The following is a 12077-nucleotide window of genomic DNA, read 5'->3' as shown; positions in this document are numbered from 1 at the left end:
ATGGAACGACTTCACAAATCCTGCGGACCTTTCGAAAAGCAAGGCATAGTATCGGCAGAAATGCTACGGGCAATCTTGGTCGCGGAGCCTGCCCTTCGGCAGCACGCAATGGCAGAGAGAGGGAAGCTGGATGACGGACAGGCTGGTTCCGAAACTGGTGACGGTGTTTCAGGAGGGGTATGATTTTTCCCGTCTGAAACAGGATGCGCTTTCCGGCCTCACCGTCGCCATTGTTGCCCTGCCCCTGTCTATGGCCATAGCCATAGCCTCGGGCGTAACGCCGGATCGCGGGCTGTTCACCGCAATCGTCGGCGGCTTCCTGATTTCCGTGCTCGGCGGCAGCCGGCACCAAATCGGCGGTCCTGCCGGCGCTTTTATCGTGCTGGTGTCGGCAACCGTGGCCCGCGAAGGCATAGACGGTCTGCTGATTGCCACCTTCCTCTCCGGCCTTTTCCTGATGGCGGCGGGTTTCCTGCGCCTCGGGCGCTTCATTCGCCTGATTCCCTATCCGGTCACGGTGGGCTTTACCGCAGGGATCGCGGTGATCATCTTCGCCAGCCAGATCCGCGACCTGACGGGCATTCGCCTCGACGGGCCAGAACCCGGACCTGTCATCGGCAAGCTCTCGGCACTCGCATCCTCCGCCGCAACGCTCAATCCCGCGGCGCTCGGCCTTTCCCTCGCCACCATCGTCCTCATCTTGGCAATCCGGCGCTTCCGGCCCACCTGGCCGGGCCTGTTGATCGCCGTCGCCCTCATGGCCACCCTCACCCAGTTGCTCCACCTGCCGGTCGATACGATTGCCAGCAAATTCGGCGGCATACCCCGCACCCTGCCGCTGCCGCAACTGCCCTCCTGGTCGATGGAAAAGGTGATTGCGGTGCTGCCGGATGCCATCGCCTTTACCTTGCTGGGCGCGATAGAATCGCTGCTGTCCGCCGTCGTCGCCGACAGCATGACCGGGCGGCGCCATCGCTCCAGCATGGAACTGATTGCCCAGGGAGCGGCCAATATGGGCTCTGCCCTGTTCGGCGGCATCTGCGCGACCGGAACGATTGCCCGCACTGCCACCAATGTGCGCTCCGGTGCCACGTCGCCGGTATCGGGCATGCTGCATGCCCTGTTCCTGCTCGCCTTCATGCTGGTGGCCGCCCCGCTTGCGGGCTACATACCGCTCGCGAGCCTGGCCGGCGTGCTTGCCGTCGTGGCCTGGAACATGGTGGAAAAGCCGGCCTTTGCCGCCTTGCTGCGCTCGTCCCGGGCGGATGCAGTCGTGCTGATGGCCACCTTCCTCCTCGTCGTGTTCCGCGATCTGACGGAGGGCATCATCATCGGGCTTGCGCTTTCCTCCATCCTCTTCATCGACCGCATGAGCAAGACGCTGAAGCTCGAAGAACGGCCCGACCGCGACGAAGAGACGGAAAATCCCCTGCCCGGCACGCCCCGCGACACCCTGATCTACCGGATCGAAGGCATTCTCTTCTTTGGTGCCGCGCCGCAGGCCGGACCGGTGCTCGACCGCATCGCAAACGGCTATCGCTATGCCGTGCTCGACTGCCAGGCGGTACCCTTCATGGATTCCACGGCCGCAAACCTCATCGAAGGCGCTGTCCGCAAGGCCGAGAAAACGGGTACGGCGGTGTTCATATCCGGGGCATCGGACACGGTCCGCAAGACACTGGAAAGCCATGAGGTCCACGCACCGCGCGTGACCTTCTCGCCATCGCTGGACGCCGCCCTCGCGGCCATTTCGGCGGCGAAGGGTGCGCCGGCAGAGGCCACGCCCACCTGACGCCTGCTTTCGACGCAGATCGTTCGTGACCCTGCGGCCATCCCTTTATCCACGAAAAAACCTCCCGTCTTGCGGCGGGAGGTTCTTGTGCCTGCGGGAAAAAGGATCAGCCGGCCAATGCGGCCTTGACGGCTGCAATCGCCGCCTCGGCCTGCGCTCCGTCCGGACCGCCGGCCTGGGCCATGTCGGGACGGCCGCCGCCGCCCTTGCCGCCGAGGGCCGCAGAAGCAATCCGCACCAGATCGACGGCGCTGAAGCGGCCCGTCAGATCGTCGGTCACGGCCACCACGGCGCTGGCCTTGCCATCGGGAGAGACACCGATGAAGGTCACGACGCCCGAGCCAAGGCTTGCCTTGCCCTCATCTGCCATGGGCTTGAGGTCCTTGGCATCGACGCCCGACATGATCTTGCCCATGAATTTCACGCCGCCGACCTCTTCCGGCGCATCGCCGCCGGCGGTCCCGCCGCCCATGGCGAGCTTGCGCTTGGCATCGGCGAGCTCACGCTCCAGCTTCTTGCGCTCTTCCATCAGGCTTTCCACGCGCGAAACCACATCGCCCGGCTGGACCTTGAGCGTGGAGGCCAGCGCCTTCACGCGCTCGTCCTGCTCGGCCAGATAGGCGCGGGCGGCATCACCCGTCACCGCCTCGACGCGTCGAACGCCAGCGCCTACAGCGCTTTCGGAGAGAACACGCACGAGACCGATCTCGCCGGTTGCGGCCACATGCGTGCCGCCGCAGAGCTCGAGCGAATAGGCTTTGCCGGCCTTCTCGCCACGCACCGCCCGGCCCATGGAAACAACACGCACTTCATCGCCGTATTTTTCCCCGAAGAGCGCCATGGCGCCCTCGGCAATCGCATCGTCCACGCTCATCAGGCGGGTGCTCACCGGCGCGTTCTGAACGATGATTTCGTTCGCCATGTCCTCGATGATCTTCAGTTCGTCGGCGGACATGGGCTTGGGATGGGACACATCGAATCGCAGCCGCTCCGGCGCCACGAGCGAGCCCTTCTGCGCCACATGCGTGCCCAGCACTTCGCGCATGGCTTCATGCAGCAAATGGGTTGCGGAGTGGTTGGCACGAAGCGCGCCACGGCGGGCATGATCGACGGTGAGGATCACCGCGTCACCCGGCTTCACCGATCCCTCGACCACCTCGGCCACATGCACGAACAGGCCTTCGCCCTTCTTCTGCGTATCCGTCACCTTCAGCTTGGCGCCATCGGTTTCCATCACGCCGGTATCGCCCATCTGGCCGCCGGATTCGCCATAGAACGGCGTCTGGTTGACCACGACCTGCACGCTCTCGCCGGCAGAAGCGCTGTCGACAGCCTTGCCCTCGCGCACCAGCGCCTGCACCACGCCTTCGGCGCGCTCGGTGTCGTAGCCGAGAAACTCGGTCGCGCCGTGCTTTTCCTTCAGCTCGAACCAGATCGTCTCGTTCGCCTTGTCGCCGGAGCCGGCCCAGTGGGCGCGTGCCTCGGCCTTCTGGCGCTGCATGGCATCGTTGAAGCCGGTCAGGTCCACATGAATGCCGCGGGCGCGCAGGGCATCCTGCGTCAGATCGAGCGGGAAACCGTAGGTATCGTAGAGCTTGAAGGCGGTTTCACCATCCAGGCTGTCGTCCTTGGAGAGATTTGCGGTCGCATCGGACAGCAGCGACAGGCCGCGCTCCAGCGTCTTGCGGAAACGGGTCTCTTCGAGTTTCAGGGTCTCGGAAATCAGCGCTTCGGCGCGCTGCAGCTCCGGATAGGCGCGGCCCATTTCGTTGACCAGCGTCGGCAGCAGCTTCCACATCAGCGGATCGCGGGAACCGAGCAGCTGCGCATGGCGCATGGCGCGCCGCATGATGCGGCGCAGCACATAGCCGCGGCCTTCGTTGGACGGCAGAACGCCGTCTGCAATGAGGAAAGCGGAGGAGCGCAGGTGATCGGCAATCACGCGGTGGCTCGCCCGGCGCTCGCCTTCGGCCGGTACGCCCGTATGCTCCACCGATGCGGCAATCAGCGCGCGGAACAGGTCGATATCGTAATTGTCGTGCTTGCCCTGCAGCAGGGCGGCGACACGCTCCAGGCCCATGCCGGTATCGATGGACGGACGCGGCAGCGAGACGCGCTCTTCCTTCGTCACCTGCTCATACTGCATGAAGACGAGGTTCCAGATTTCGATGAAGCGGTCGCCATCCTCTTCCGGCGAACCCGGAGGGCCGCCCCAGATATGGTCGCCGTGATCGTAGAAGATTTCCGAGCACGGGCCGCAGGGACCCGTATCGCCCATGGCCCAGAAATTGTCGGAGGTCGGGATGCGGATGATCCGGTCGTCGGAGAAACCGGCAATCTTCTTCCAGAGCCCGAAAGCCTCGTCATCATTGTGATAAACGGTGACCAGCAGACGCTTGGCGTCGATCCCGAATTCCTTGGTGATCAGGTTCCAGGCAAGCTCGATCGCGCTCTCCTTGAAATAGTCGCCGAAAGAAAAGTTGCCGAGCATCTCGAAGAAGGTGTGGTGGCGCGCGGTATAGCCGACATTGTCGAGATCGTTGTGCTTGCCGCCGGCACGCACGCATTTCTGCGCCGTGGCTGCCGTGGAATAGGGGCGATGTTCCAGACCGGTGAAGACGTTCTTGAACTGCACCATGCCCGCATTGGTGAACATCAATGTGGGATCGTTACGCGGCACGAGCGGGCTCGACGAGACGATCTCGTGGCCATTCTTCTTGAAGTAGTCGAGAAAGGTCGACCGGATTTCATTCACACCGCTCATGATACGCCCTTCATAGCCGCCCTCCGGCGGAACCATTCCATAAAAACCATTGGCTTTTATCGCCCCCTCTTGGCCCTGTCCAGCAGGACAAACGAAAGCGGCCGGGGATCGGGCGATCCACGGCCGTTTTTCTAAAATAAAGGTGAGGCGAAGGCGTTACATATCGCCCGCACCATCGTCTTCTCCGGCATCCGGACCGCCGTTCTGGAGGAAGCGGTCGGCAATCAGCCCTGCATTCTGGCGCAGAGCCATCTCGATCTCGCGGGAGAGATCCGGATTGTCGCGCAGGAAGGTCTTCGCATTCTCGCGACCCTGGCCGAGGCGCTGGCTGTTGTAGGAGAACCAGGCGCCGGACTTCTCGACGATACCGGCTTTTACGCCAAGATCGATGAGTTCGCCCGTCTTGGACACGCCTTCGCCATACATGATGTCGAATTCCACCTGCTTGAAGGGAGGCGCCATCTTGTTCTTGACCACCTTCACGCGGGTCTGGTTGCCCACCACCTCGTCGCGCTCCTTGACGGAACCGATGCGGCGGATGTCGAGACGAACGGAGGCGTAGAACTTCAGGGCGTTGCCGCCTGTGGTGGTTTCCGGCGAACCGAACATCACACCGATCTTCATGCGGATCTGGTTGATGAAGATCACCATGCAGTTGGACCGGGAGATGGAGGCGGTGAGCTTGCGCAGCGCCTGGCTCATCAGGCGGGCCTGCAGGCCCGGCAGGCTGTCGCCCATCTCGCCTTCGATTTCCGCCCGCGGCGTCAGCGCCGCCACGGAGTCGACCACCAGCACGTCGATGGCGCCGGAGCGCACCAGCGTATCGGTGATTTCGAGCGCCTGCTCGCCCGTATCCGGCTGCGAGATCAGGAGGTTCTGCAGGTCGACACCCAGCTTGCGGGCATAGACCGGGTCGAGCGCGTGCTCGGCGTCGACGAAGGCGCAGATACCGCCCTTCTTCTGCGCTTCCGCAATGGTCTGCAAGGCAAGCGTCGTCTTGCCCGAGCTTTCCGGGCCGTAAATCTCGATGATGCGGCCCTTGGGCAGGCCACCAATGCCAAGCGCGATATCGAGGCTCAGCGAGCCCGTCGATACGGTATCGATCTCCACGACATTCTCATTGGAACCGAGCTTCATGATCGATCCCTTGCCGAACGCCCGTTCGATCTGGGAGAGAGCCGCGTCCAGTGCCTTGCTTTTATCCACCGTTTTGTCCTCTACAAGCCGCAAAGAATTTTGTGACATATGATCCACCTTTAGGTTATTGAAGCTGCACAGGCAACGAAGCTTCCCATGGCCTGTATGTACTCTTTTTGTTCCGCTATTTCAAGAGCCGATCATGCCCTTGAAACAGAAAGACAAACAAGCGTTTGTTCTTATTTTGTTTTCGAGTGCCGGAACGCGCTTCAGAAAGGTCGGGAAGAGCGAGGCCGGGAGGAGCGGAGGCCCGCGAATCGTCCGCGGCGCCAGGGAGACAACGAGGGCTCATGAGGGGATCATCCATACTGGTTCTGGGCGGCGCCCACATGGACCGGCGCGGCCGGATCGGCGGCGAAACCGTGCCCGGCGCCAGTAATCCGGGCAGTTGGTTCGAGGAAGCGGGTGGCGGCGGCTTCAATGCCGCGCGCAATCTCGCAAGACTCGGACATGCCGTCTCCATGGTCTCCCCGCTGGGCGGCGACCGCGAGGCCGAGGCCGTTGCCGAGGCTGCCGCCCTGGCGGGCGTGGATCACCACCCCATGGTTTTTCTCGACCGGAAGACGCCCAGCTACACGGCCATTCTCGAGGCAGACGGCAATCTCGTGATTGCGCTCGCCGATATGGAGCTCTACCGGCTGTTTGGCCCGCGCCGGATCGAGGCGCGCCAGATGCGGGACCGTCTTGCAAAGGCTGACCTGTTGCTGGTCGATGCGAACCTGCCGCAGGAAACCCTTGTGGCCATCGGACGCGCAGCGGAAGGACGAGGACTTTCCCTGGCGGGCATTGCCATATCGCCAGCCAAGGTGGTGCGGTACCGGCCGATCCTGTCCGCGCTCTCCGCCCTTTTTCTCAACGAGGCCGAGGCGGCCGCCATCGCCGGCGAGCGGGCGGAAAGCGCGGCAGATTGGCCGAAGCTTCTGCGCCGGGCCGGGTTGAAGGGGGGCGCGGTCACCCGCGGCGCACGCCAGACCGTCCTGTTTGATGAAAACGAAGCTGTCGGCCTTACCCCGCCTCCTGCCGACAGGATCGCGGACGTCACGGGTGCCGGCGACAGCTTTGCGGCGGGCGTCCTGTCCGCCCGGATGCATGGCCTCCCCCTTTCGGAAGCCATCCGCTGGGGCACCGCCGCGGCCCGCATCACGCTGGCATCGCCACTGGCCTGCGCGCCCGATCTTTCGCCAGAAAGCCTTGCCGCCGTGCTGCCCCTTGTGCCTCGCGCCGAAATATTGTCTTGAATAGCGTCAACCCCGGGCCTGCCTCTCAAGGCCCGCTGCTCCGGATAGAACCGATGACCCGACCGATCTCCCAGTCCCTTCCCGTTTCCTTTTCCCGTGAAGTCGCCGCCGCCAAGGCCCGCGGCGCGCCCATCGTTGCGCTGGAATCCACCATCATCACGCACGGCATGCCCTATCCCGGCAATCTTCATATGGCGGAAAGCGTGGAAGCGATCATCCGGCAGGAAGGCGCCGTTCCGGCCACCATCGCCGTCATTCACGGCACGCTGCATATTGGCCTCGAAAAGGAAGACCTGCTGGAGCTCGCCCAGACCAAGGGCGCCATGAAAGTATCCCGCGCCGATCTCGCCTTTGCGATTGCGGAGCGCCGCACCGGCGCCACCACCGTTGCGGCGACGATGATTGCCGCAGCCCGCGCCGGCATCAAGGTGTTCGCCACCGGCGGCATCGGCGGCGTACACCGGGGTGCGGAACTCAGCTTCGACATATCCGCCGATCTGGAGGAATTTGCCCGCACGCCCGTCATCGTCGTCTGCGCCGGGGCGAAAGCGATCCTCGACATTCCGAAGACGCTCGAAGTGCTGGAAACCCGGGGCGTGCCGGTCGTGACCTATGACAGCATGGAATTCCCGGCCTTCTGGTCGCGCGGTTCCGGCCTGCCCTCGCCGCTGATGCTGAACAGCCCGGCCGCCATCGCCAATTTCCAGAAGACGCGCGATCAGCTCGGCATCGATGGTGGCATGCTGGTCGCCAATCCCGTGCCGGAAGCGGCGGAAATTCCGCGCGAGGAAATGGAAATCTATATCGGTCGCGCCCTTTCCGATGCCGAAGACAACGATATTGTCGGCAAGGCCGTCACGCCATACCTGCTCGACCGCATCTATCACCTGACCGAGGGCCGCTCGCTGCGCACCAACATCGCCCTCGTGGAAAACAATGCCCATCTGGCCGCCGAAATCGCGGTTGCCATGGCGCTCTGAACCGATCCGGTCAGAACATTGAAAAGGCGGCCCACGAGCCGCCTTTTTCTTGTCTCACCGGGACTCTGCCGGATCAGTTCTTGCCGTCCAGCATTTCATAGACCGCCTCGGCAAGCTGCTTGAGCGAGAAGGGCTTGGGCAGGAAGCCGAACTTGGCATCGGCGGGCAGGTTGCGGGCAAAGGCATCCTCGGCATAGCCCGAAACGAAAATGAACTTGAGGTCGGGATAGTTCTTCCGCAGCTCGGTCAACAGCGTCGGCCCGTCCATTTCGGGCATGACCACGTCGGAAACGACGATGTCCACCTTGCCGTCCAGCTCGTCCATGATGTCGAGCGCCTCGATGCCGGAGCCGGCCTCATGCACCGTATAGCCGCGGGTTTCCAGCATGCGCTTGCCGCCCCGGCGGACCGCTTCCTCGTCCTCGACGAGAAGCACGACCGCCGACTTGCCGGTGAGATCGACCGGTTCCTTGGCAGCGACCGGCGCGGAAGAGGCGGCCGCCGCCGGCGCCGCGGTGCCGGAAACCGTGCTCTGCGGTGCCTTTTCCGGAATGATCTCCGGAATGAAGCGCGGCAGGAAAATGCGGAACGTGGTGCCCTTCCCGACTTCCGATTCCGCCTGGATATGGCCGCCGGACTGCTTGACGATGCCATAGACCATCGCCAGGCCGAGACCCGTGCCCTTGCCCACTTCTTTCGTGGTGAAGAAGGGCTCGAAAATCTTGTCCATGATTTCGGGTGCGATGCCCGTCCCGGTGTCGGAAACCTCGATCACCACATGGTCTTCCGGTGGCACGTCCGTCGCATTCAGCGCCGCGATGTCACCGCCCTTGTAATTCCGGGTGCGGATGATCAGCTCACCGCCCTTGGGCATGGCATCGCGGGCATTGACGCAGAGATTGATGAGCACCTGCTCGAACTGGGACAGATCCGTCTTCACAGGCCAAAGGTCGCGACCGTAATCCACCTGCAGCTTCACATTGGTTCCCGACAGAAGCCGGTCGACCAACATGCGCAAATCGCCCACCACGTCTGTCAGCACCAGAACGGAGGGCCGCATGGTCTGCTTGCGCGAGAAGGCGAGCAACTGCCGCACCAGCACGGCAGCGCGATTGGCATTGCGCTTGATCTCCATCAGGTCGGCAAAGCTCGCATCGGAAGGACGCGCCTGCAGCAGCAGGTGATCGGACGAGAGCAGGATTGCGGTCAGCACGTTGTTGAAGTCATGGGCGATGCCCCCGGCCAGCGTCCCCACCGCATTCATCTTCTGGGTCTGCGCCATCTGCGTTTCGAGCGCCTTCTGCTCGGTGATCTCGACCGCATAGATGATTGCCGATTCTTCCGGGGATTCCTCGGACTGGTCGATCACGGCATTCACGTAATAGCGGATATGCCGGGTCTCATCCTTGGGATGACGCAGGTCGATCGGGGCGATGTCGCCCTGCCGGTCGCGTGCGGCGGCCAGGGCTCCCTCCATGATCTTCCATTCGGCCGGCGGCACGATCCGCTCGAAGCGGATGCCGGTTTCGACGTCGTCCCGGCTGACCACGCCGGCAAAGAGCCGCAGAAACGGCGCATTGGTCCGCAGGATCCGCTCGTTGCCATCCACCGAGGCAATTGCCATGGGGGTGTTGTTGAAGAAGCGGTTGAAGCGCATCGCCGCCATCGAGGCGCCGTCGTCATCCTGCCGCTCGCCGCCCCGCGCCAGCACGATGGTGCGGCTTTCGCCGGGCGCGCCATCGCGGGCGAAGGTCACGCTGTGCACGAGGCGCACCGGAAGGCTCTGACCGTTGGTGCGGCGCAGATCGAGATCGACGGTCGCCGTCTTGCGGGCGCCCGGATCAGCCTCGATGGATTGTATGAGCGCAAGCCCCTCGCCGGCCACGATATCGGCGACGGAGAGCGCACCGGGGGCGAATTTCGTCAGGTCGATCCCCAGCCAGTCCGCCAGCGTTGCATTCAGATAGATGATCTCTCCCCGACGCCCCGCCGAGAAGAATCCGGCTGGCGCATGGTCGAGATAGTCGATGGCATTCTGCAATTCCTTGAAGAAGCGCTCCTGGTCGTCCCGTTCCGCCGTGATATCGGTGATCTGCCAGACCCGGTTCGACGGCTGCCCCTTGGCCTGGGGCGGCAGGATGCGGGCCTTCAGCCGGTACCAGTGCGCGCCCGAACTGCCCATCGGCTGGCCGAGCGGCTTGAGCAGCCGGAATTCCTCGTGGCCGCCATGACCGGACTGCAAACGGTTCGACAGGCGGTAGAGCGCCTCGCCGGATTCCTTGGTACGGGAGAGGAGCGTTTCCAGCGATTGCACGTCGCGCGCCTGCCCGGCCCCGGTCAAGTCTCCATAGGCGCGGTTGGCGTAGAGAATGCGCCCCTTGGAGTCGGTGATCAGAAATCCGTCCGGATGGCTGTCGAGGTAACCGCGGTCCACGCTGATGCGGCTTGCCGGCGGCATGATCTCGACAAAGCCGATGATCGCCGAAACGATGAAGAAGATGCCGGCCATCGCCAGAACGCCGAGCAGGCCCAGCACCAGTTCGTTGGTCAGGGAATCCCGCATCAGCACAAAGGCGGCCGAGGCCGCCACAAGGATGACCGCCAGGAGAAGGATACGCCATGTCGCGCCGCGCGCGGCCGTGCGGTCCACCAGGGCCTTCTTGTCTTTCACGGCCACCTTGTCGATTTCCATTCGTCCCCCACCCTCCAATGCCCTTTGCTGGACCACCGGAGGCACGCCGGCCTTTCTGCCATCCTTGCAAACCCCGGCGGCCGCAACCTGCCGCCCGACCGCCCGGATGACCGAATCAATAGTGGAATTTTGCTTCACGATGAAGGGAATAGACAAGCTGGCCCATGCAATTCCCCAAGTTAACGGATTGGGCCGCCGCCGGGAGAAGATCAACCTCCCGAAAAGCGCAACCCGACCTGCAGGAATGCTTGGACAAGCACCTCGGCGCGCTTGTAACGAGTCGAAAAAAGGCGTTTCCTCGGGAAAAGAAGGGCGTTTGGACCGGTTTCCCGCCCTTCAGCGACAGATTTTGAGAGCAACACAATACTGTCCGGATGGCCTCCCACCACCGGATTTCGGCATCAACGCCGGGAGACGTTTGCATGGATACGGATTCTGTGGGTCTGAAGTTCGCCCTCGCCATTCTTCTGGTCGGCATTGCCATGGCCGGTTTCTTTGCCATGGTCGTCGTGTTCCGGCGGCGGTTTCCGGGCGGATTCTTCGGCGCGGTTCCGGCCTTTGGCGGTAGCGGCTTTCTCGGCCAGGGTCGGGGTCGGCAGAACCGGATCCGGGTCGTGGAAACCGTGCAGGTCGATCCCAAGCGCCGCGCCATCCTGATCCGCCGCGACAATACCGAGCATCTGTTGCTGGTGGGCGGTCCGACGGATCTCGTCATCGAGAGCGGCATCGATACACCCTATGAGGCGGCGGAACCGGAGGACGACTACGATTACGAGGAGCCGGTGCAGGAGCCCTATCGGCCGGAGCCGCCGAGACCGCAAAAGGTGTTCCAGCGCCCGGAGCCCGTCCGCCCGGTGGACCGTCCCCAGCCGGCCGCCTATCAGGAATGGGAAGACGATTTCGAGGATGCGGACAGGGCCAGCGGCCAGTATTTGCGGCCCTTGTCAGTATCGGGCAATCCGGACACCGGCATTCGGCCGGTGACGCTGGCGCGGGGTATCCGCCCGGCAGGCGCGTCCCTGCCCTCATCCGCGACCAGTGACGATGCGGAAGAGGCGGCCATCGCCCGGGAACTGGAAGCGGCCCGCCGCCGCACGCAAATTCCCGCACCGCAGGCTGCCGCGCCCGGCGGCAGTGCGGATTTCGACGATATTCTGGCGCGTGAAATGGAAGAGCGCCTGGAGGCCGCAAAGCGCCAGGCCCGCGGCGGCGATCAGCCACGCCGTCCCATCACGGCCAGCCGCCCGCAACCGCAAGACCAGCGCAGCATGCAGGCCGGCATCAATCGCATTTTCGGCGACGGCGGCGAAGGCTGACATCGATCCCATGCAGCGGAAAGTCATGACCTCCACCAAAGGTGGAGGTTTGAAACGCTGCGCTTGAACCGCTAGAAGCGGTTTTGTTAGCGCTTAGT

Annotated in this window: 7 protein-coding genes; 4 read left to right on the top strand and 3 right to left on the bottom strand. The window is 63.6% G+C overall.

The window, feature by feature from the left end; all coding sequences use genetic code 11:
• The first annotated feature begins 130 nt into the window (after positions 1–130).
• Complete coding sequence (locus ACT54B_RS10735; protein WP_476044849.1) at positions 131–1792, top strand: SulP family inorganic anion transporter; 1662 nt, start codon at positions 131–133, stop codon at positions 1790–1792.
• A 106-nt stretch (positions 1793–1898) separates the two neighbouring features.
• Here the strand turns inward: ACT54B_RS10735 and alaS are convergent, their stop codons facing one another.
• Positions 1899–4556: an alanine--tRNA ligase gene (alaS, locus tag ACT54B_RS10730; RefSeq protein ID WP_476044848.1), complete on the bottom strand. Its 2658-nt coding sequence runs from the start codon at positions 4554–4556 to the stop codon at positions 1899–1901.
• A 156-nt stretch (positions 4557–4712) separates the two neighbouring features.
• Positions 4713–5801: a recombinase RecA gene (gene recA, locus ACT54B_RS10725; RefSeq protein WP_476044847.1), complete on the bottom strand. Its 1089-nt coding sequence runs from the start codon at positions 5799–5801 to the stop codon at positions 4713–4715.
• Positions 5802–6043: 242 nt separating this feature from the next.
• On the opposite strand from recA, the gene ACT54B_RS10720 reads away from it, so the two are divergent.
• Positions 6044–6991 (top strand): carbohydrate kinase family protein, encoded by a 948-nt coding sequence (locus tag ACT54B_RS10720; RefSeq protein WP_476044846.1) that lies wholly within the window; start codon positions 6044–6046, stop codon positions 6989–6991.
• A 53-nt stretch (positions 6992–7044) separates the two neighbouring features.
• Entirely contained in the window at positions 7045–7971 is a 927-nt protein-coding gene (locus ACT54B_RS10715; RefSeq protein ID WP_476044845.1) for a pseudouridine-5'-phosphate glycosidase, read from the top strand.
• Between the two features lie 73 nt (positions 7972–8044).
• Here ACT54B_RS10715 and cckA read toward each other — a convergent pair whose 3' ends face one another.
• A complete protein-coding gene (cckA, locus tag ACT54B_RS10710; protein ID WP_476044843.1) occupies positions 8045–10663 on the bottom strand; it encodes a cell cycle histidine kinase CckA in 2619 nt (872 codons plus the stop codon).
• A gap of 422 nt (positions 10664–11085) precedes the next feature.
• Here cckA and ACT54B_RS10705 point away from each other — a divergent pair, with 422 nt between their 5' ends.
• On the top strand, positions 11086–11979 hold the full coding sequence (locus ACT54B_RS10705) for a flagellar biosynthetic protein FliO (RefSeq protein ID WP_476044841.1): 894 nt from the start codon (positions 11086–11088) through the stop codon (positions 11977–11979).
• Positions 11980–12077: the final 98 nt, after the last annotated feature.

Source organism: Gellertiella sp. DMC107 (assembly GCF_056313605.1).
This window is presented reverse-complemented; position numbering and strand designations above follow the sequence as displayed.

What these genes read in the sequence shown, in the direction of transcription:
- alaS (WP_476044848.1), bottom strand. Translation starts at nt 4,556, where the DNA reads ATGAGCGGTGTGAATGAAATCCGGTCGACCTTTCTCGACTACTTCAAG.
- ACT54B_RS10705 (WP_476044841.1), top strand. Translation starts at nt 11,086, where the DNA reads ATGGATACGGATTCTGTGGGTCTGAAGTTCGCCCTCGCCATTCTTCTG.
- ACT54B_RS10720 (WP_476044846.1), top strand. Translation starts at nt 6,044, where the DNA reads ATGAGGGGATCATCCATACTGGTTCTGGGCGGCGCCCACATGGACCGG.
- ACT54B_RS10735 (WP_476044849.1), top strand. Translation starts at nt 131, where the DNA reads ATGACGGACAGGCTGGTTCCGAAACTGGTGACGGTGTTTCAGGAGGGG.
- ACT54B_RS10715 (WP_476044845.1), top strand. Translation starts at nt 7,045, where the DNA reads ATGACCCGACCGATCTCCCAGTCCCTTCCCGTTTCCTTTTCCCGTGAA.
- cckA (WP_476044843.1), bottom strand. Translation starts at nt 10,663, where the DNA reads ATGGAAATCGACAAGGTGGCCGTGAAAGACAAGAAGGCCCTGGTGGAC.
- recA (WP_476044847.1), bottom strand. Translation starts at nt 5,801, where the DNA reads ATGTCACAAAATTCTTTGCGGCTTGTAGAGGACAAAACGGTGGATAAA.